Annotated in this window: 15 protein-coding genes; 11 read left to right on the top strand and 4 right to left on the bottom strand. The window is 61.8% G+C overall.

Annotation, left to right across the window (positions count from 1 at the left end; translation table 11 throughout):
• The first annotated feature begins 138 nt into the window (after positions 1–138).
• The 4 genes from cysK to purN all read left to right on the top strand — a co-directional run bounded on the left by cysK (position 139) and on the right by purN (position 3,717).
• On the top strand, positions 139–1,041 hold the full coding sequence (gene cysK / locus PLJ71_12700; GenBank protein HQM49538.1) for a cysteine synthase A: 903 nt from the start codon (positions 139–141) through the stop codon (positions 1,039–1,041).
• Between the two features lie 75 nt (positions 1,042–1,116).
• A complete protein-coding gene (locus PLJ71_12695; GenBank protein ID HQM49537.1) occupies positions 1,117–2,115 on the top strand; it encodes a D-alanine--D-alanine ligase in 999 nt (332 codons plus the stop codon).
• Between the two features lie 77 nt (positions 2,116–2,192).
• Entirely contained in the window at positions 2,193–3,032 is an 840-nt protein-coding gene (dapF, locus tag PLJ71_12690; GenBank protein HQM49536.1) for a diaminopimelate epimerase, read from the top strand.
• Between the two features lie 61 nt (positions 3,033–3,093).
• On the top strand, positions 3,094–3,717 hold the full coding sequence (gene purN / locus PLJ71_12685) for a phosphoribosylglycinamide formyltransferase (GenBank protein ID HQM49535.1): 624 nt from the start codon (positions 3,094–3,096) through the stop codon (positions 3,715–3,717).
• 57 nt (positions 3,718–3,774) lie between these two features.
• Here the strand turns inward: purN and PLJ71_12680 are convergent, their stop codons facing one another.
• Entirely contained in the window at positions 3,775–4,755 is a 981-nt protein-coding gene (locus tag PLJ71_12680; GenBank protein HQM49534.1) for a beta-ketoacyl-ACP synthase III, read from the bottom strand.
• A gap of 405 nt (positions 4,756–5,160) precedes the next feature.
• Positions 5,161–6,237: a prepilin-type N-terminal cleavage/methylation domain-containing protein gene (locus PLJ71_12675; GenBank protein ID HQM49533.1), complete on the bottom strand. Its 1,077-nt coding sequence runs from the start codon at positions 6,235–6,237 to the stop codon at positions 5,161–5,163.
• Between the two features lie 604 nt (positions 6,238–6,841).
• Here PLJ71_12675 and PLJ71_12670 point away from each other — a divergent pair.
• The 6 genes from PLJ71_12670 (at position 6,842) to PLJ71_12645 (ending at position 17,994) form a co-directional block, all read left to right on the top strand.
• Entirely contained in the window at positions 6,842–7,753 is a 912-nt protein-coding gene (locus tag PLJ71_12670; GenBank protein ID HQM49532.1) for an AraC family transcriptional regulator, read from the top strand.
• 823 nt (positions 7,754–8,576) lie between these two features.
• Positions 8,577–10,523, top strand: coding sequence for a potassium/proton antiporter (locus PLJ71_12665; protein ID HQM49531.1), 1,947 nt, complete (start codon positions 8,577–8,579; stop codon positions 10,521–10,523).
• 147 nt (positions 10,524–10,670) lie between these two features.
• Positions 10,671–12,158: a DUF2961 domain-containing protein gene (locus tag PLJ71_12660; protein HQM49530.1), complete on the top strand. Its 1,488-nt coding sequence runs from the start codon at positions 10,671–10,673 to the stop codon at positions 12,156–12,158.
• Between the two features lie 75 nt (positions 12,159–12,233).
• On the top strand, positions 12,234–14,087 hold the full coding sequence (locus PLJ71_12655; protein HQM49529.1) for a hypothetical protein: 1,854 nt from the start codon (positions 12,234–12,236) through the stop codon (positions 14,085–14,087).
• A gap of 272 nt (positions 14,088–14,359) precedes the next feature.
• Positions 14,360–15,634, top strand: coding sequence for a tyrosine--tRNA ligase (tyrS, locus tag PLJ71_12650; GenBank protein ID HQM49528.1), 1,275 nt, complete (start codon positions 14,360–14,362; stop codon positions 15,632–15,634).
• A gap of 44 nt (positions 15,635–15,678) precedes the next feature.
• Positions 15,679–17,994 (top strand): tetratricopeptide repeat protein, encoded by a 2,316-nt coding sequence (locus tag PLJ71_12645; GenBank protein ID HQM49527.1) that lies wholly within the window; start codon positions 15,679–15,681, stop codon positions 17,992–17,994.
• Between the two features lie 4 nt (positions 17,995–17,998).
• On the opposite strand, the gene PLJ71_12640 is transcribed toward PLJ71_12645, so the two are convergent.
• Positions 17,999–19,471, bottom strand: coding sequence for a hypothetical protein (locus PLJ71_12640; GenBank protein ID HQM49526.1), 1,473 nt, complete (start codon positions 19,469–19,471; stop codon positions 17,999–18,001).
• Positions 19,472–19,702: 231 nt separating this feature from the next.
• On the opposite strand from PLJ71_12640, the gene PLJ71_12635 reads away from it, so the two are divergent.
• Complete coding sequence (locus PLJ71_12635) at positions 19,703–20,764, top strand: TlpA disulfide reductase family protein (GenBank protein ID HQM49525.1); 1,062 nt, start codon at positions 19,703–19,705, stop codon at positions 20,762–20,764.
• 107 nt (positions 20,765–20,871) lie between these two features.
• On the opposite strand, the gene PLJ71_12630 is transcribed toward PLJ71_12635, so the two are convergent.
• On the bottom strand, positions 20,872–21,074 hold a 203-nt coding region (locus tag PLJ71_12630), incomplete at its 5' end, for a nitroreductase (GenBank protein HQM49524.1).

Below are 21,074 nucleotides of genomic sequence, written 5' to 3'. Positions count from 1 at the left end.
CGCAGGCTGTGGTTTTGAGAGGCTTCCCGCCCTGCCCGGTCCTTGGCGCGGCGGAACGTCTTCCCGCGGTTTGACAATGGACGCCTTCCGCTCATAAGCTGGTGGCCTTCTATAAGATGACTTCATAAGGAGCACTCCATGTATTCGAAAAATGTTCTGGACCAAATCGGCAACACCCCTATTGTCTGCCTCAAGGACATGACGGGGGCATCCATTTTTGCCAAGGCGGAGTACCTCAACCCGGGCGGAAGCATCAAGGACCGGGTCGCGCGTTTCATGCTCGAGGAGGCGGTTCGCCGCGGCGATTTGAAACCGGGCATGAGCATTATGGAACCCACCTCGGGCAACACCGGCATCGGGATTGCCCTGGTGGGACGCCGCATGGGTTACCCGGTCACCATTGTCATGCCCGAAAACATGAGCGAAGAACGCAAGAAGATCATCGTTGCCCTGGGCGCAACGCTTGTCCTGACATCGCCCGAGCTAAGCATCGACGGGGCCGTGCAAGAGGTCGAACGCCGCCGCACCGCGGACTCGTCCATTTACGTGCCGCAACAATTTGAGAACCCCGACAACGCGAAGATCCATTTCATCACGACGGGGCCCGAAACCTGGAGCCAGTTGGACCACCATGTCGATGCGTTTGTCTCGGGTCTTGGCTCGGGCGGCACGTTGCAGGGCGTGGGGTCCTTCTTGAAAGAACGCGACCCCAAAACCGAGATTGTGGCCGTCGAACCAAAGAATGTGTCGGCTTTGCTCGGGCATGAACCCGGATTGCACAAGATCCAGGGGATCGGCGACGGTTTCGTGCCCAAGATACTGGATACTTCGCTCGTGGATACCGTCATCGAGGTTACCGATGACGATGCCATTGCGACGGCCCGCCTGCTGGCGCGCGAAGGCGGTCTCCTCGTCGGGGTGTCTTCCGGCGCGAATGTCTGGGCCGCGATCGAGGTCTCCAAGCGCCGGGGCCCGAACGCAGTCATCGCGACGGTGCTCCCCGACCGCGCGGAACGGTACTTCTCGACAAGCTTGATTTGAGCCCTCGGGAAACTTTCGCCCGGCCGCCGGGTATACTATCCACGCCAAAACACACCGCGCGGAAAAGGATGACATATGGCTAGACGCAAGGTTGCCGTCGTGATGGGCGGCGTGAGTTCGGAACACGAGGTATCGCTGCGCTCGGGGGCCATGGTCGCGGGCAATCTCGACCGCGAGTTCTACGACGCGCTCCCCATCATCATCACCCCTGAAGGCAAGTGGAAGATCTTCAACGAGCGGCCCTGCCACATAAGCGATGCCCTTTCGCGCATCCACGAACTGGCGCTGGACTGCATCTTCATCGCTCTGCACGGCCCGTATGGCGAAGACGGCCGCATTCAAGGGCTGTTCGACATGTTGGCCATCCCATACGTTGGTTCGGGCTGTGGCGCCAGCGCCCTCGCCATCGACAAGATACGCTCGAAAGCGGTGGTTGCGCAGGCCGGGATACCCGTGGCCCGCGACATCGTAGTCACGCGCGCATTATGGGACGCGGACCACGAAACCGTCCTCAAACGCGTGCACACCGAACTCGGGTTTCCCTGTGTGCTGAAGAGTCCCTGCCAGGGCTCGAGCCTGGGGATGGCGATCCCGCGGGAGATCCGCGAGTTTCGCGATGCCCTGCTGAACGTGTTTGCCTTCGACGACACGGTCCTTATTGAACAGTACCTCAAAGGCGTGGAGGTCACGTGCAGCGTGCTCGATGCCACCCCCGGCGCGCCGCCCGAAGCCCTCCCCGTCACCGAGATCTGCCCCGTCACATCGGCGTATTTCGATTACACCGCGAAATACACTCCCGGCGCCTGCCAGGAAATCACGCCCGCCCGCATCTCCCCGGAAAGCACCAGAGCGGCGCAGGACGTTGCCGTGCGCGTTCACGCGGCGATAGGTTGTCGAGGCCTGAGCCGGAGTGATATGATTCTCGTAAATGACCGGCCCGTTTGGTTCGAGGTTAACACCATACCCGGCATGACGGAAACGTCGTTGTTCCCCCAGGCGGCCGCCGCGGCGGGGATCCCCTTTCCTGACCTGCTCGACCGCCTGATTCGCGGGGCTATGGAACAGCCGGCCTGACCCCGCGAGGCCGGGGCGTCTTTGCCGGCGCGAAGCAGCGCCCGGACGGGCATTGGCACAGAGGTAGCGTCATGGCCATTGAATTCACGAAGATGCACGGATTGGGCAATGATTATTTGTTTATCGACGCGGAACATTGCCCGGTTGAAGACCCGTCCGAACTCGCGCGCGCGATGAGCCACCGCCATCTGGGCGCAGGCGCCGATGGCATCATCCTGGTATTGCCCGGCGAGGGCGGCGCCGATTTCGCCATGCGTATCTTCAACGCCGACGGAAGCGAAGCCGAAACCTGCGGAAACGGCATCCGCTGTTTCGCAAAATATGTGTTTGACCGCCGCATGACCCACGAGAAGGCGTTCGTAATCCTCACGGGCGCCGGCCCTAACCGCGTCGAACTCGCCACCACGGATGAAGGCGTGGTCACCTCGGTCCGCTCGAACATGGGAAAGCCGCGCTTCGAACGGAGCGAGATTCCCATGCTGGGGCCTCCCGGCCGGGTCATCGAAGAAAAGCTGGCCATCCCGGGTCACACGTTTGTCGTGACATGCGTCAACATCGGCAACCCCCACACCGTCATTTTTGTCGACGACGCGGCGGCGGTCCCGCTCGCGGAAATCGGGCCCCAGCTCGAAAACCACCCCTCTTTCCCACAGCGGACAAACGTCGAGTTCGTCACGGTACACGACCGGGATAACATCGTCATGCGCATCTGGGAACGGGGCAGCGGGATTACCATGGCAAGCGGCAGCGGCTCGTGCGGCGCCGCTCTGGCGGCGATGCTCACCGGCCGGATCAACCGCCGCGTGAACGTCCACCTTGTGTACGGGCATCTCACCGTGGAATGGGCGGACGACGGCTTTGTGTATCAGGAAGGTCCCGCCACGGAAGTCTATACTGGCCAATGGCCTGATGCATGAACGTTTGCGTCTCGTTTCTCGAGGACAATGCGTTGGCGAATACTTCGATGGGGTAAATGTCATGGCACTCAAAATCGCGGTGTTGTTGTCCGGAAGCGGTACCACCCTGCAGAATCTGCTCGACCGGTCCGGCGCGGGGGAGCTCGACCTCGAATTCGTGTGCGTTATCAGTTCGCGGCCTGACGCCTACGGCCTCGAGCGGGCGCGCAAGCACGGCATCCCCGCAATCCCGATTGTGCGCAAGAATTACGGCAGCGCGGCGGCGTTCAATACGGAGCTCTGGGGCACGGTGCGAAAACACGGCGCCGAACTGGTCGTATTGGCGGGTTTCATGAGCTTGCTCGAGATCCCGCCCGACTTCGAAAACCGGGTCATGAACGTCCATCCAGCATTGATTCCGGCGTTCTGCGGCCACGGCATGTACGGCCATCACGTGCACGAAGCCGTCATCGGCTATGGGGTCAAGGTGTCGGGCGCAACGGTGCATTTCGCCAACAACGAATACGACGCCGGACCGATCATCCTCCAGGATACCGTGCCGGTGCTGGACGACGATACGCCCGAATCCCTGGCCGCGCGGGTCCAGGCGAAAGAACGCGAGCTGTATCCCAAGGCGATCCGGCTCTTCGCGGAAGGCCGCCTCCAGGTGGACGGCCGCCGCGTACGCATTCGCGAGCCGCGATAACATAACCGCGAGCGCGAAGCGAAATGCCCTTGAACCGCTCCGGCGGCGCCGGCCCCGTTACCATCGGACAACGGCAGCCCCCCAGGTGAGCCCCGAGCCGAACGACGCGAGGAGAACCACCCCGCCCTCGCGTATACGGTCCGCCGCGGCCGCCTCGTGCAAAGCAAGCGGGATGGATGCGGCCGTCGTATTGGCGACCTTCTCGATGTTCAGCATCACCTTTTCCTCGGGCAATCCGAGGCGTGCTGCAGCCGCCTTGATGATGCGGGCGTTGGCCTGATGCGGCACAAAGAGGTCTACGTCGTCCAATTGCAGTCCAGCGCGTTCAATGGCCTTTCGGGACGCATCCTCGAACAGCACGGCCGCCCGCTTGAACAGTTCGGGGCCTTTCATCTGCACGTCGCAATCGGGCCCGCCCGCGTTGTCCTTCGTAATCGGAAACTTCGAGCCGCCCGCAAGACGGATCAGCAGGTCCGCGCCGGAACCATCTGCCCCGAGATACGTGGAGAGAATTCCCCGCTCGCCTTCTTCCGCACGGAGAACCACCGCGCCGGCTCCATCACCGAACAAGACCGACGTATCCCGCCTTTCCCAATTCAGCCGGTTCGTGGCCGACTCCGCCCCCACGACCGCAATCGTCCGATACATCCCCGAAAGAATGTATGCGTTTGCTGATGAAAGCCCGTAAAGAAAGCCCGAGCAAGCCGCGTTCACATCGAAGGCCGCGGCGTTACACGCTCCGAGCGCAGTCTGGATGATGCATGCCGTCGCGGGAAACAGGTAATCCGGCGTCGTCGTGCAACACACAATGAGTTCGAGTTCCCCGGCCTTCAGCCCCGCGGCATCCAGGGCTTGCCGGACTGCCGGGACCGCAAGATCGGACGCTCCCTCGCCGGGCCCCGCAAGGTGCCGTTGGCCTATGCCCGTCCGCTTGCGGATCCACTCATCCGACGTATCTATCATGGCCGCGAGTTTCTCGTTCGACCAGACGGTCTCCGGCAAGAATGCCCCGGTACCAATAATGCGTGCGCGTTGCATGCGGCTCCTCCCTCGGTTGCTCTGACGAATGGAAAGATTGACCCCCGGCTCAGATATCTGTCGGCGCCGGCGACGCGAAACCGCCGGCAACGCTAATCTCTGCGGGACCCCATATAGCCCCTACCACAGTAGTCGTTGTTGTCAGAGGCCGAAGCATAAACTACAACGCACCATGGCCGCAAGGTAGTTTTGGGGACACAATACTCAATTCTTCATATCAGAGGATAAAACGTAGACGAGAGATGATACTCTCGCGGGCGCAGTAATCATAATTGAGTATTGTGTCCCCAAAATTAAGGAGCACCGGGCACATTGCTGCACCCGGCACTCCTCGTTTACTGCTTCCACTATGTCCGCACAGCCCCGCTTACGCGGCGGCTACGCGATGTGCGCCATTGTACAGGATCACGGAAAGTCCATGCCGGAAGTGATGCCGGGCGGGTACCTGTAGGCAAATTCGTTGACCGGCCAGAGGTCGCTTCCGTGATACCGTGCCCATTCCACGTGACCATCCATGAACAGGATGTTCATGCCGCCCGGAATGTGGTTGAACCGGTTGGCATCGACGGCGCCACCGGTCGTGGTGCCATACGCACGGCTCTCGTCGTACATGCAAACGATTTCCGACTGGGCCAGTGCCGAGCCCGCGGGATTGTTGATGTCGGTGATGCAGAACCGCTCGATGCCTTCACGCAACCGGCGAATGGTGATCTCTTTGCCCGACGGCAGCGTCACGGTGAAGTCATTGTTTCTGTTCTTCCACCGAATGTTGTTGTCTGCCGTGTTGTAAGAGCCGCTGCCCTGGATATAGCAGCCGACGGCGTAGTAGTCTTCGATCGTGTTGTTCATCCAGCTCTGCATAATCAACTTGCCGTTATACCGGTAGCTGCGGACATCGGTGAACCGGCTGAAATACAGGTCCGTGTGCCAGTACGGCGCGCACGCATTCGGATTCAGACCGCAATCGTAGAAACGCGCCCTGGCGGTTCCGGAGCCTACCAGCGGCTCGACAACCCGGGGGGCAGCTTGCTTGCCAAAGCAGGGGTTATCCTGCTCTTTATTGGTGGTGGCATAGGTGACGACGTTTACATCGCAGCCGCCCAGCACGTTGCGGGCCAGCGTGAAGTCCGTCGCCTTGTAGTCGTCATACCGTCCGGCCGACGGGCACGCATTGATCATCACGTCCGTGCAGTATTCCGGAGACACCTGCCACATGCCCATCGCCACGGCCATCTTCTTGTCCGCTATATTGGCGTCGGTGTTTGTGTGGTCAAAGCTGCAGAAGGGCCACACTTCGCCTTTCGACTCGTTGGCGAACATCTTGCAGACGATACCCCATTGCTTGAGGTTATTCTGGCAACTCGAACGCCGCGCTGCCTCGCGGGCCCGCGCCAGTGCCGGCAGAAGAATCGCGGCCAGAATGCCGATGATCGCGATCACCACCAGCAATTCGATGAGTGTGAAGCCTTTCTTAGATATCATCGTGTTAACTCCCTGAAGTTCTTCCGAACTCGAAATGCCTGATTTTGCTCCTTGCCTTCAATGCCATGCTATTGCTCAGCCCTTCGAAATAATCACAAAGAAACTCGACAGGTACAAACAATTGCCCGCATCGCTCCTCTCTTCATCGTCAGTGGGGCAGCCTGGCGCCGGGAATGGCAACAACCCCTCAGCCATTCCCCCCTGCTGACTCACATGCGGCAGACCCATTCTGCCGCCAAAACAAGCCCTTTGACCTCATCCGGTACCCCGGAAAGCCGAAGCGCTATTCTCAATAAACGCTCTGCCCGAAATTCGGCCTCGTCCCTAAGCCGAATACGAACAGAACGTTAGGGGTTCAACTCTCCGTTTTCCGCCGCCCGGGGGCTTGCGCTCGGCACCACACGCGGTCTATACTGCCTCCCAAGGTATACGGACAAAAGTATCGGCACTATGCACCTCTACTGTCTACGATAGTAGCAGTAAGGGCTCAGTTAGTATTGAACGCTTTGAAAGGATTTTTATAATTAATCCGCCCTCTAACATAATTCCGGAACGGACTATCCTTCGGATCCGGCACAACCTGTCGGCGAAACGTCCGATAGTGGTGCAGGCTAATGCGTACACGCACTCGGACGGCGAGGCTCCCGCTTCCTTCCATGACCCTGCGTGGCAAGCAGGGACAAAGAAGACGCCTCTTGAAAACACGCCGGAAATAGGGGCACACGCACACGATCACCTGGAGCTGCAGCTGATCGTCAGCGGAAGAGCCATACACCGCACCCAGCATTACGTGACGCCTGTAGAGCGGGGAGACATGATTCTCATTGCTCCGGGGCAGCCCCATGCCTTTGAACGGATCGATGGCATGCACCGGATCGCGTGCGTGTGTTTGTCGGAGTGGTTTATGCACGGCTCGGAGGACCTGTGGGGAGCGCCGGGCCTGCTGCAGCTTTTTCTGGCGCTGGACACCCCGGCGTGCGCCAGCGTGTTCCTGGTGACGCATCACAGGCTGAGTGAAGGGGAGTTCGCCGTATGTTTCGAAGAAATGCGGGCGATGGCGCTCGAGTTGGAACGCGAAGACCCGTCGCTGCTCTACCTCCGGCGGTGCATGGACAAACTGATGCTCACGGTGGGACGGTCCTATGCCGAGGATGAAAAGAGCGGCTCGTTTCGATGGTTGAGCCGCCCAATCACGCAGGCGCTCAGAATCATCGAAAATCACGCCGCCTCGAACGAGCCCCTCCGCGTATCGCAATTGGCCGGGCAATGCGGGCTGTCGCCGGGCTATTTCTCGCGCGAATTCAGGAAAGCCGTGGGAAGCTCCCCGTCCCAGTATTTCCAGCGCCGGCGCATTCAGCACGCCTCCTGGCTGCTATTGCATACGCGCCAATCCATTTCAGAGATAGCCTACTCGCTGGGCTTTGCGGACGTCTCGCACTTCGAGCGGGTGTTCCACGTGCGGCGCATGATGACCCCGCTCGCCTACCGCCAACGCTTCGTCGAACGCGCGAGATAGCCCGCCCCGACCGACCGCAGCGGCCTCCAGCGGCGCATTTCCAATCGGGACCGGCCCAGAATCCCGCGCAATCTGAAGCAAGGCAGCGCAGACACTTTCGTATTCGCGGCACTGGGCTGGATTTCGACACACGCATGGGGTCAGATAAGAGCGGCGCGCCGGTATTGCGTTTGAGCGCCTTCGGCGGGGGCATGGGACCTCCGGAGCGCCAACGGCACAAAACATCCTGGCAGGCCCACGGCTTCCTCCTCTTCAGCGCCAACGGCGCGAAACATCCTCCCCCAATGCACGGATTCCCCCTCTTCAGCGCCGAAGGCGCGAGACATACCAGCCTGGCCTGAAGGGCCAGGTAAACGGCATCAAACAAACAGGGAGGGCTGAAGGCCCGAAACATGGCCCTCTTACGCGCCAATATCTTACCTCGGACATTGGCGGCCCCTGGAAACCCACCGGACAAAAGGGACAGAAATGACACAAGGGACAGCAGGACCGCAAGGACAGAAAGGACGGACAAGACACAATGCGTCCTGGGGTATCGGCAGGCCGGCGTATTCGCTGAATGATTTCCCGTTCCGGAGCGCCAACGGCGCTCCGGAGCGAGGGGCGCCGTGCCGCCAATGCAGGTTGGCAGCCGCCGCCCTTTTGCTGCCGCGTGGTTACCCCAATCGCCGTCTTATTCGGCGATTCGGGGTGTTCTTCGTTCATGGCGTACGCATAGTGACTCTGCTATCATGCTCAACAAACTGTCATCCGCCCTTGCGGACAGATAATGGCGCTGCTGGCTCAGGCGGCTAGAGGTGAATCAACGGAAAATGCCCCGCGTATGATCGATCCCGCTTTGATTCTTCTGGTGATCGGGTTTCTCGTTCTCGCCAGCATTTTGGCCAGCCGTGTTTCGGACCGCGCGGGCGTGCCGACACTGATCGTGTTCCTCTGCATTGGCATGCTGGCGGGGTCGGATGGCCCGGGCGGCATCCAGTTCACCAACACGCAAGCCGCCAATCTCGTGGGGACCATCGCGCTGGCCTTCATACTGTTCTCGGGCGGGCTGGACACGAACTGGCGCGTCATACGCCCGGTCATCAAGCGCGGGATCCTTCTCTCGACTGTCGGCGTGGTCTTAACCGCGGGTCTGGTCGGTTTGTTCGCCTGGCTCGTATTGGATTTCGAGCTTCTGACCGGTCTCCTCGTTGGGGCCATCGTCTCCTCGACGGATGCCGCGGCCGTGTTTGCCGTGCTGCGCCGGCGCGGGGTAAGTCTCAAGGGCAACCTGAAACCCCTGCTCGAACTCGAGTCAGGGAGCAATGATCCCATGGCCATCTTCCTCACCGCGGGCATAACGCGGATGTTGATGGAGCCCGATTTTCGGTGGGCGTATCTCATCCCGGCCCTTGTGTGGAACATGCTGGGCGGGATCGCCCTGGGACTGCTGGCAGGCAAGCTGGCGGCTCTCCTGTTCAACCGGATACGGCTGGGCTACGAGGGCCTGTACCCCGTGCTCAGCATCAGCGTGGTCTTGCTCACTTTCGGCATGACGCAATACATCGCGTGCAACGGCTACCTTGCCGTCTATCTCTGCGGCATAATGCTGAACGCCTCGAGATTCAACTACCACCGCTACGTGGTGAAGTTTCACGATGGCATTGCCTGGCTCATGCAGATCGTCCTGTTCCTCGTTCTGGGCTTGTTGGTTTTTCCGTCACAGCTCCCGAAAATCGCCTTGACGGCCGTCCCAATCGTTCTGTTCCTGATGGCCGTGGCGCGGCCCGCCGCCGTGGCCATCGGGCTGCTGGGCAGCGACTTCTCCTGGCGGGAACGCGGGTTGGCCGCGTGGACCGGCCTTCGCGGCGCGGTCCCCATCGTATTGGCCACATTTCCCCTCATGGCGGGCTACTCGCAATCCGCCATGGTGTTTAACATCGTCTTTTTCATCGTGCTGACCTCCGTGCTCGTCCAAGGCACATTTCTGATGCCGGTAGCCCGGTGGCTTAAGGTGGACGAGCCGTTGCCGCCCATTCCCCGATATTCGCTCGAGATTCAACGCAGCGGCCAGGTTCAAGGAGAAACACGCGAACTCGAGGTACTCCCCACCATGGCCGCCGCCGGGCGCACCATCGCCGATCTCGACATTCCCCCCGGCGTCTTGATTCTCCTGATCGGCCGGGGTGAGGAGTTTGTAGTACCCAGGGGACAGACGCGTATCGAGCCCTACGATACCCTCCTCATGATCGGCGACCCGGCGGCGCTGCGCGAGGCTGGCGACGCGATTCTCTCGCCGCGGCCCAGGGTTCGCCAGCGCGAACCCATGGACGACCCCCTGGCGATGTTGCCCCAGACCACCGACGAGAAATTCCTCTCCAAACAGGTCGTTGTCATCGGGTTTGGACACATCGGACGGCGCATCTGTGACAAACTCGAGCCGCGCGGGGTGCCGTTCGTGATCATCGACCGGGACCGGGAGATAGTCCAGAAGCTCCGTGATCGCAACGTGCCCGCGGTTGTTGGCGACGCTTCTGACGCCATGGTGCTCGCGCAGGCCCATGTGGCGCGCGCGGCTATGCTGGTGATTGCCACGCCGGACACCCTGAAGGCGCCAAAGATCGCTGAACTCGCCAAGAGGCTTAACCCCGCCATCGAGATCGTGGTCCCCGCGTTCAGCGAAATGGAGGCGGACCTCCTGGAGCGCGAACACGTCGGCGTGGTGTTTCTTGGCGAAGAAGAAATCGCAAACAACATCATGCAGCATATCCTTAAGAGGATGCGGGCTTGATGGGTCTGGTTTGGCCAGTCCTGCGCGTCTGACGCATCCCGGGCGCCTTGCTCAGCAACGCAAGTTTCTTCGCAAGCGCGTTCCGGTGTATTCTGGGGACCGGGTTGCTGCGGAAGAATCACACTACACAACGCGGAGGGACCTTCCATGAAACGTCACATCGTTTGCGTGTTTCTGGTCGCGGCGCTGGCCGGTACGGCGGCGTTCGCGGGCAACGCCATCGCTTTCGGAGAAATGCAGGACCTTACCCGGCTCCAGCCGGGCCGCACCATGCGATCGTCGACCAGCGATCCCGACTGGCATAACGGCAACGGCGACGCGCGCCGCGTTCCCCCGGGCGAAACGCTCGTGCTGGCCGAGCTCGAGGGGCCCGGCGAGATCCGACACCTCTGGAACACCATCGCGGCCGACGAGCGGGGTTATTCGCGCCTCCTGGTTCTGCGCATGTATTGGGACGGCGAGGAACAGCCGTCCGTCGAGGCGCCCGTCGGCGATTTCTTCGGTATCGGCCACGGAATAGACAAGCCCTACGTGACCCTGCCGTTCAAAGTGTCGTCCGAGGGCCGCGCGCGGAACTGCTATTGGCCCATGCCGTTCCGCAAATCCGCACGAATCACGGTCACCAACGAGGGCCGCAAGATGGTCCACGCGTTTTATTCCTACGTGGATTGGCGGAAACTTCCCGGCCTGCCTGAGGACACCGTTTACTTCCACGCCATGTACCGCCAGGAATACCCCACGGTCATGGGACAGAATTACCTCATCGCGGAGATCGCGGGCCGCGGGCATTACGTGGGCACGGTGCTCAGCGTCGAGCAGCTTACCGAAGGATGGTTCGGCGAGGGCGACGATTTCTTCTTCATCGACGGCGAGGAAGAACCGAGCCTGCGCGGCACGGGCACCGAGGACTACTTCTGCGACGCGTGGGGCTTCCGCGAACAAGACGGGCCGTTCTACGGCACCCCCCTGTTCGAGGGTTACGAAGCCATGAACCGCACCAGCGCCTACCGGTGGCACATCGCGGACCCGGTGGTGTTCGAGAAGTCCTTGCGCGTAGAGATTGAACACAAGGGTGCGGCGTTCGATGAAGAAGGCAAGGTCATCTCGGGGTTCAGCGAACGCTCGGACAATTTCTCATCGGTCGCCTACTGGTACCAGACCGAGCCTCACAAACCCTTCCCCGCGTTGCCGGCAGCCTACGACCGCCTGAGCATCGATTACGCAAACATGCTCGAAGCGGAACAGTGGCTTGAGTCCGCGGTAACCGATTCGGTCGCGCCCGGCAAACAGGAGGGAGGCGGCTGGAGCGGCGGCGGCCAGGCCTTCTGGACGCCTGCCGAGCCGGACAAGTCGCTGACGCTCAGTTTCGGCGTCGGCGAAGCGGGCACGTACAATATCTTGCTCGTCCTGACTCACTCCTACGACTACGGCATCTTCGAGTTCTCGCTGGACGGCCAGCCCCTCGGCAAAGCCCTCGACCTCTACAACCAGTCCATCGCCGTCAAAGAGCATTACATGGGCACGCGCGAACTCGCTGCAGGCAGACACACGATCACGGCGAAGAACGTGGGCAAGGCAGCCGGCTCTACAGGCTATTACTTTGGGTTTGACGGCATGATCCTGAGCCGGAAATAGGATATGCCGGCCGTGTAAGACTTGTGCGTATTGTCGGCGAGCAAGTGGGATTTCCGTATTGGAGAGCCGCATGACATGACCACCATGACTGTTTCGTGCTCGGTATTGTTCGCAGCGTTGTTGACGGCAGCGGGAGAGGGGCCGGCTGCTTTTGTCAACCGCGTACCCCCGCCCGGCGCGGAATTGTCCGTGCCCGAGCCCGGGCTTGCGTATGGCCCCGTTGAGGGGTTCACCGCGCCCAAAACCATTGTGTTCTCGGTGGGTCCGGAGGAACTGGAGGCGGATGCCGAGGCGTGGGCGGCACATGGGGTCACCGCATTCTTCCTCGACTTCATCGCCCGCGAATGGTCCAGCGACATCTGGGCGCAGGACGGCAAGCCGTGGACCATCGGCGAGTCCGATGAGTTGTTCCAGGCGGCCAAACGCGCCAACGCGAAGTGCGCGTCTCTCGGTGCGGAAACCTTTCTCAAGGTCTCGTTCGACCACTATTTCGAGTGGTTCAACGAGCTGATGTGGCAGCAGGCCTATCACAATTTCCGGCAGTTTGCGATATTCGCCCGGGAGACCGGCTGCACAGGCATCGCGCTGGACATCGAGTACGTGGGCGAGCAGTACCGGTTCGACTGGGAAGGCTACTCCTACGACGGCTACACGAAGGCGGACCTGGCGGACAAGATCCGCGAGCGCATGACCCGGGTCGCTGAAATCCTGTACGAGGAATTCCCGGACATGGTGTTTCTCACGTTTCCCGAGCAAGGACTGGGGCTTGGGTCCATCATTCACAATGCGTGGCTCGAAGAGGCCGCGCGCCGCAACGCTCCGGGCGGCATTCATTACTGTACCGAGCACACCTACCGCGAGACGAACATCCGCGACGTGTTCGCCTATGTCTGGGCGCTCAACGACCTGTTCCACCGGCAGTTGACGCCGCGCGCGTGGCAATACTGGCAGGAGCGGTGCTCCATCGCGATCGGCCTGTGGCCCTTCGGGTTCAACTACCAGAACGTGTTCGAACCCGGACTGACCGTCGAGCAGTACCGACAGGGGTATGCTGCGTCGCTCATGGTCTCGACGCGCTACAACTGGCTCTACAGCCACAACTGCCGCGACCTGCTCATCGGCCGCAATACCGACAAGTACACCGGCGAAGAACCGCTCCAGGCGTACCTCGACGTCTTGACGAACAAGGCCATGGTGGCCACGGCGCCCTATCCCGCACTCGCGGCAGACCTCCGCGCTAAGAAGCTGCGGGACTATTCGGACGCGCTCGAACGCATGGCGTTTGTCGGGTTCGTCGGGCCCAACGACGTGCCCCGTATCGAAGTCACGCCGGCAGGCCTCTGGGACCGGGACGAACTCGAACGCTGTTGGGAACTCGCGCTGCAATACCCCCAGGGAAAAGATATCAACCTGCGTCAAGCGTTCGGCACGGTGGTCGACTGGATGGTCATCGGACCCTTCCCCAGCGCGGAGGGGTTCGCGGGGCATCGCGCCGTTTATCCTCCCGAGGAGAAGCTCGATTTCAGCGCGGAATACGAGGGGACCGGCGGTCCCGTGCGGTGGCGCGAGCTTCATCAGGGCGAGGGCCGCGCCAGCGTCGATTTCGCCCGCGCATTCGGGGCGGGGGACCACGTCACGGCCTATGCCTGCTGCTACGTCACGTCGCCCGCCGAACGCGAGGCCCAATTGCGTATCGGCACCAACGACGCCGGCAAGATGTGGCTCGACGGAAGGCTCGTTTACGACTACCCCTGCGAAGGCTCGGCCATCCTCGACCGGGATATCGTGACCGTCACCCTTCCCAAGGGCACCGTGCCCATCCTGATCAAGGCCAGCAACGGAGTCCTCAACTGGGGCTTTGTGTTCCGCATCACCGATGGCAAAGGCCGCGCCATGGACGACCTTAGCTTCTCATTGACGACCCCGTGAACGGGCGCGACAGACCACCCGGTTTTGCTCCGCGGAACCTCGGGCCAGTCCCGTGTTTATTGGGGCCGCGTTGAAGGTTTCGTAAGCCTTTGCTATCATTCCTTCATGATTACGGCACGACGACAGTTCGAGGGAGGGCTTCATGAAGACGCCGGCGGCGTCTTCTGCTTGTACCGTCGTGCCTGATCGGTCCCCCTCTTTTATCTCATACCACCCGGCCTGCAGCCGGCATACTTATGGCGAATGCGGCAGCATTCACATGGAGACACACCATGCGACTGATAGATGAACTTGAATGGCGCGGTTTGTTGAACCAGGTCACGCACCCCGAACTGGGCGAACAGCTCGAAAAAGAACAGTTCACGTTTTACTGCGGGTTCGACCCGACCGCGGAAAGCCTCCACATCGGCAACCTGGTGCCGATCATGGGGATGATGCACTTCCAGCGGCGGGGGCATAAACCCATCGTTCTCGTAGGCGGCGGCACGGGGCTTATCGGCGACCCGAGCGGCAAATCCGAAGAGCGCAAGCTTCAAACGCTGGAAAATATCGAGCGCCATCTCGCGGGTATCCGGGCGCAGCTCGGCAGACTCTTGTCGTTCGAGGGCAGCAACGCCGCCTTAATGGTCAACAACGCCGACTGGTTGTGCGAGTTGCGGCTGGTCGAGTTTCTGCGCGATATCGGCAAGCACTTCTCGGTCAACGTCATGCTGGCCAAGGAATCGGTCCGCGCGCGTCTCGAAGACCGCGAACACGGCATCTCGTACACCGAATTCACCTATAGCCTGCTTCAGGCCTACGACTTTCTCCACCTGCACGACGCCTTCGGGTGCCGTCTCCAGGTAGGCGGCGGCGATCAGTGGGGCAACATTGTCGCGGGCATGGATCTGACCCGCCGCCTGCGCCAGAGCGAGACGTTCGGCCTCACCTTCCCGCTCGTGACGAAGACGGACGGCGCGAAGTTCGGCAAGTCCGAACAGGGCAACGTGTGGCTCGATGCCGGGCGCACCTCGCCCTACAAGTTCTACCAATTCTGGATCAACCAGGCCGACGCCGACGTGCCGCGCCTGTTGCGCTACTTCACCTTCCTGCCGCAGGAAGAGATCGCCGCGCTCGAGGGGGAACTCGCTGCAGCGCCCGAGAAACGCGCCGCGCATCGCCGCCTGGCCGAGGAAGTCACCGCCATGATTCACGGCAGAGAGCAGCTCGCCAACGCCGTCAAAGCGTCGGAAGCCATGTTCGGCGGCGAGTTGAGCGGGCTGGATGACGCCACCCTCGAGGACATCTTCAGCGAGATGCCCTCGACCCGTTTCCCCCGCGAAGCCCTGGCCAGCGGCAAACCGGTGCTCGACGTGCTCGTCGAAAGTGGGGTATTCCCAAGCAAGGGTGAGGCGCGCCGGACCATCAAGAGCGGCGGCGTCTACCTCAACAACGAGCGCATAACCGAGGACGCCCGCCTCTCCGAGGCCAGCCTGTGTTCTGAGCGTATCGCCGTGGTGCGCAAAGGCAAAAAGAATTATCATCTCCTGAAGTTCGAAGACCAATAGCGCCAACTGGCGGCGCGCGAGACCGCAACCAGGGGATGTGCCCCGTGGGCAGGTACGAAAAGCAGGGTGATTGCCGGACCCGGCGGCTGCGTGTATCCCGCATACACTTTCTGGCTGGCTTCCTGGCAATAGCGGCGGGCTGCGGCATGCCTGACGTGTCGCCCGTCCAATCCGCCAACCGTCCCCACGGACTTCCCCTTTACGACACGGTGAAGCAGGCGGCCTCCGACTGGAAATCGGCGCGGTTTCAACGCGATGCGCTTCCCGGGCTTGTCGTCGCGGCCGGCCAGAAGTTCAATCAACAGAACATCGCGGAGCATTTCGGCGACGTCGTCCTGGACCCGCAACGGCTCGTGGTGACCGAAACCACGAAAGTTCGTGTCTACTTCGTGGGCGAGGCCAGCGGCTACAAGAATGCGGTGGGCATCAACCTTTCCGGGGTCCGAATAGATGAAGGCGACCCGAAACTGCTCATTCCGGACGAGACCTGCCGGCTGAAGCTCTACGAGGCCGCTACGCTGGTCAAGGGCGATCCGCCCCAGCTGCCCATGGAGCCGTTCGGCGAGCGGACCGAGGAATTCCTCTTGCAGCCCGGCGATTTCGTGGATCTTGGCCGCATTGAAGCCGGCACGCACCTGAACTTCTTCCTCGTGTCGCAGGATCAGGGCCGGGTGTACACGCCAGTGCCCGAGGCCAACCCAGACGGCATTCCCCACATGGTCGCGCTGGCGCTCGAGGATTCGCCGTATATGGTGATCAGCTTCGAAGATATGTACCAGGGCGGAGACCGCGATTTCAGCGATTGCGTCCTGGCGGTCGAGATGAGCCATTACAACATCCAGGCGCTGTTGGGGCGCATTGACCCCTGGCGGCGGGCAAAGCAACTGGCCCTGCTCATCGCAATCGTGACGGTCGTGGTTGGCGGACCTCTCGCATACCTCTCATGGCGCACCTACCGCCGTCTGAAACGCCTGCGCGCGGCCTCTGCTCGAGCCAAGGCCCTCCTCGAAGCCAACAAGCCCGACGCGGCCCTGAAAGAGATCGCAAACGCCCATCACGAATACGGCAACAACGTCACCCCGGAATTCACCGGCGTTGAAATCGACGTCTGCGCACACCTGTCCGATATCGGCGGCCTCGCGCGGGTCTACGACGTCAACGCAAAGGCGTTTGTAGACAAGGAAGACGCGTCCTTGCTCGTCGGCCAGGCCCGGATTGCCGAAGAACGCCTCGAACCCTACGGTGAGGTGCGCGAACTCTGGCGCAACCGCGGCTCGCATCCGGGGGCATGGCTCGGCCTCGATGCCGACGCCCTTATCGTCCAGGAGAAACACAAACAGGCCGAATCGTTGCTCCAGCGGCACCGGTTTGACGGCCCCGAAGACAGTTTCCGCCTCGCGCGCCTCGCATCGCTGACCAGCCGCAAGGACCCCGGCAAGGCCCTCGAACTGGCTGACGCAGCGCTCAAACAGAACCCAAACAGCCCGGACATCCACCGGTTTCGGGGAGAGATGCTCGAAGCGCAGGGCGCATTCGACAAGGCCCGGGCAGCTTTCGAACAATCCGTGCGCCTGGCCCCGAGAAATCCCCTCCTGCGCGACGCGCTCGGAGAGTTTTTACGCAGACGCGGCGACTATGCCGCCGCGCTCGCCGTCTGGACCAAGGCCCTCGAACACAACGCTACCGGCGCCTTGTGGATGAAAGCCCTGTTCTGGCGGCGCATCGCGCGGCCCATCCCGCTCGAAATCGAAAAGCTCCTCGTGCCCGAGGACAGCCTGGAACCCCTCGTCCGGTTCCTCGCCGAACTGCCGCCGTCCCGTTTCTGGGACGATGCCCCGTTCGACCGCATTGCCGACGACCGTCCCGACCTCGCCTCGCGGCAGGAAGTCTTCTGGCTGCGCCTGTCACAGGCATTGAAGACCACCCGCGAACCCGAAGCGCTGACCCTGCTGAACCTCAACCGTTTCGGGGCGCGGTCGTGGCAGTCCGAACTCGAGAGCGCCCTCCCGCGCGTCCTCACGTACCGCCGCCTCAAGTTCATGGACCCGTCCCTGCCCCGCGCCGCCGTGGACAGCCGCACTCCCCGGCACCCTTTTTTCGAGACCCTGGACGCGTGGACGCGTGGGCGCGCGGCCGTGCCCGAGGTGTTTCAGCGTCTGGTGCTGAGCGACAGCGTCTTTGCCGCGGCGTACCTGGCGGCGGGATGGTATGAAGCCGGACTGATGCTTCTGCCCGTGGCGGTATTCCAGGGCGAGTGGCCCGATTGGTTCCTTCGCGACGTGTTCGACGCGGTGCGCGCCTGCCGGGGCGAGGACAAGGCCCGCCAATTCCTCAAACAACACCAGCGGCCAAACGGGTAGCCTTTCAGCGGTCGAGGTAGTTCGTCGGCATCTGCCGCCCGTTCAGTTCGCCCCACAACAACAACAGGCTGCGGGCAAGGGTGTCGCAACGAGTGATCGTCTCGTAGTGCGCCGTACGCGTGCTCGCGCGCGGCAACGGGCCATCGTCCCAGAACAGGCCGATGGCTTCGCCGGCCAACACTTGTGCGCGCGCGAGGAATTGCGGCTCGGCATCGAGGCGGTGCGCGGCCACCAGCAGGCAGATGGCTTCGCCAAGCGCGCCGGGAAACAGTTCTATGCCGCGGTCCGGGTCGGATTCAAGATAGAGGCGCGCCGCATCCAGCACCAATTGGCGGTACTGCGGCAACTCGGTTTGCAGATACCGCTCGTAACACAGCAGCGCCGCGCCGGCATTAGTGGTCTGGCCATAGCCCGTGCCCCACGTCTTGCAGGTGGTGTGCCCTTGCGAGAGTTCGTCGTTCACCACGTCCGACAGGTCGAGTCTCGCCCAGGCTATGAACCCGCCCTGCGGAGCCGACAAATCATGGGGCAGGACCAGAAACGATACGTCGTTCCGCTGGGCGGTGGCGCGCATGCGTTCGCCCAAGGACTCGGGAACCTTGCCCGCGCCCTCGCCGAGGTCTACGGCGAGAGACAACTGGCTCAGGGGCCAGCAAATGGCTCCGTCATCTTTGTTCTGGGGGTTGATCGCGGGCAGTGCGAGGCTTACAGGATGCCGGACCCGCTCGAAGTAGTCCAGAAGCGTTTCGATGGCCGTTAAATAGACCTCGCGCCCCGTTCGTTTGTAGGCCTCAGCCCATTGGGCGATATAGAACCCGCCGTGGCGCGGGAACTCCGCGCCGGTACCGGGACCGTGCACGGACCATTTTGCGTGACGGCTGTACAGTCCGGCTTCGTGGTCGGCGATCTGGTGTTCCCATAGGCCTTCGGCGAAACGCGCCATGGTTTCGGGCGCAAGGCGGTAACTGGCCTCGTACAGCACCCACGGACGGTAAAACTCGTGGTTGTCGTTGCCGCCCATGGCCTCTCTCTTGAAGTCCCAGTAGAGGTGCTCGCCCCAGGCAAGCAACCCGGTCGCCGGGCTTTGCGCGTGCTCGAAGAACCATTTCAGCGACGCGTCCGCCGCCTCGCAATAGCGGGCGTCTCCGGTGGCGTCCGACAACTCGTACAAGAGCTGGTAAAAGCACTCGTCGTGCATGGGGTTGCCGCCCTGGTATGCGCGGTCGCTCTTGCGGATGTCTTTCATCTCGGGCAATTCGCCGGGGATGGTCAGGGTGGCGCGGTCGAGCACGCTCGTGAACAAGGGCGACGTGATATCGCCATACTTGTCCGTCCCGCCGGCGATCATGGCGTCCGCATATCCGCGCACCACGGCAAGGTACGCCGCCCCGGGAGCCGCGTCGCCCTCCCCCGCCGCGCAGGGCAACGCCAGGATTACGCCGCTCAACACCCATGCAAAGTTGCGCGCTTGAACCACGAATAGAGCCTCCCTGTCGGTTTCGTTTTGGAGCCATGGTACAGCCCGGTCGCAATCTCCACAACATGGCGCTCCCCGGCCGCCCGGCTCGCGTGATATACCACCGTGATACATGACTTATCACATGGCTATTGCGAATTCCGGCGGGTTGTGGTTTGATGCTGAGAAGGGTACGCCGCGAGGATGCCCGCACACAGGGGTTCGGGAGGCGTCTTGGGGAGAGAAACTGCTATGAGCACCAATGCCGCGGAAACGCGCCCGGGCGTGTTTTCCGTTACGATTCGCATGGTCCTGGGATTGCTTTTTGTCGCTTCGGCGGTGTTGAAAGGCCTCGACTTTTCTGCCTTCGCCGAACAGGTGTCGTACTACGGCATTGTCCGGGAAGACATGCACCTGCAAGTTGTCGCCGCGGCGACAATTGCTGTGGAAATACTTCTTGGCGGGGCGCTGCTCATAGGATGGCACACCCGATTCATGCTCGCGGTCAGCGCGGTCATTCTGGTCGCGTTCACGGGATTGATCGTGTACGCGTGGGCGTTTAACGATCTCAAGGAATGCGGGTGTTTTGGCTCGTTTCTTGCCATGACTCCCGCCATGTCCGTGGGCAAGAACGTTGTGCTGTTGCTCCTGCTGCCTTTCGCGTGGCCGTGGACAGGTTCCACGACAGCGGCGTCGCCCATGTACCAGCTCTCTCCGGCAACGCAGCCTTCGCGCATGAAAGGCTTTGCGGCGGGCTGCGTCTTAGGCGTGTTGCTGACGCTGGCGCTCGAGGTCGCGGCCTTCCTGGGCTACGGAGCATTCTTCCACGACCGCATCATCGCAAGCCTCGAAAAGAAAATAATGACGCCGTCGCCGCCCGGCACTCCCATGCCCTGGGACTGGCAGGTCCGCGATCAGGCCGGCAAACCGGTCGATATAGCTTCATTTCAAGGGAAACCGCTGTTCGTGACGTTCTTCTCCCCGACCTGCCCGAAGTGCGAAGCCCAGTTGCCAAGCCTTGAGCGGTTCTATGCCGCCATCGCAGGCGACAACATCGGGTTTGTCGCTATTGCGACACGCGAATCGGAGAGACTCGAGACGGTACTGAAGCGCCAAGGCTGCACATTCCCAGTGTATACTTTCGGCGAGAAGAAGCCCGCGCTCTTCGAGAACGTCCAAGTCCCCTCGGGATTTCTTTTCTCAAAAGACGGCTCGCTGCTCTACGAACAGTTCGAATCCGCCCGGTGGGACGACCCTGCTTTCGTCGCGTTCGTGAAGGGGCTGGCGCCCCCGCAAACGCAGGCACAGCCGTAAGCGGGCACGGCAGCCTTCACGAATCCCATACGCGAATTCCGGCAGGACCTTCTGGCGCGTGACGGGATTTGCCTCCGGGCCCCGTTGTATGTCCTGTTCGTATTCGGTTACGCGGCGGGGTAAGGCGGGAGGGTGGTGAGGCGCGGGTCGTCGGCGGGGCCGCCGACCGTGAAGTGGTAGAGGCACTGGAATTGCCGGTTTTCGAGGCCGAGCGCGCTGTGCACGAGGTCGTCGAAGTAGCAGCCAATGCCGGTGCCGCGAACGCCGGCTGCCTCAGCTTCGAGGTAGAGAAGCTGGCCGATCATGCCCG

It is taken from the genome of Candidatus Hydrogenedentota bacterium (assembly GCA_035416745.1).
Classification (GTDB): Bacteria; Hydrogenedentota; Hydrogenedentia; order Hydrogenedentales; family SLHB01; genus UBA2224.
This window is presented reverse-complemented; position numbering and strand designations above follow the sequence as displayed.

Excerpts from the sequence above, each read along its gene's own strand:
- cysK (HQM49538.1), top strand. The coding sequence starts at position 139 with ATGTATTCGAAAAATGTTCTGGACCAAATCGGCAACACCCCTATTGTC.
- PLJ71_12695 (HQM49537.1), top strand. The coding sequence starts at position 1,117 with ATGGCTAGACGCAAGGTTGCCGTCGTGATGGGCGGCGTGAGTTCGGAA.
- purN (HQM49535.1), top strand. The coding sequence starts at position 3,094 with ATGGCACTCAAAATCGCGGTGTTGTTGTCCGGAAGCGGTACCACCCTG.
- PLJ71_12680 (HQM49534.1), bottom strand. The coding sequence starts at position 4,755 with ATGCAACGCGCACGCATTATTGGTACCGGGGCATTCTTGCCGGAGACC.
- PLJ71_12675 (HQM49533.1), bottom strand. The coding sequence starts at position 6,237 with ATGATATCTAAGAAAGGCTTCACACTCATCGAATTGCTGGTGGTGATC.
- PLJ71_12665 (HQM49531.1), top strand. The coding sequence starts at position 8,577 with ATGATCGATCCCGCTTTGATTCTTCTGGTGATCGGGTTTCTCGTTCTC.
- PLJ71_12660 (HQM49530.1), top strand. The coding sequence starts at position 10,671 with ATGAAACGTCACATCGTTTGCGTGTTTCTGGTCGCGGCGCTGGCCGGT.
- PLJ71_12655 (HQM49529.1), top strand. The coding sequence starts at position 12,234 with ATGACCACCATGACTGTTTCGTGCTCGGTATTGTTCGCAGCGTTGTTG.
- tyrS (HQM49528.1), top strand. The coding sequence starts at position 14,360 with ATGCGACTGATAGATGAACTTGAATGGCGCGGTTTGTTGAACCAGGTC.
- PLJ71_12635 (HQM49525.1), top strand. The coding sequence starts at position 19,703 with ATGAGCACCAATGCCGCGGAAACGCGCCCGGGCGTGTTTTCCGTTACG.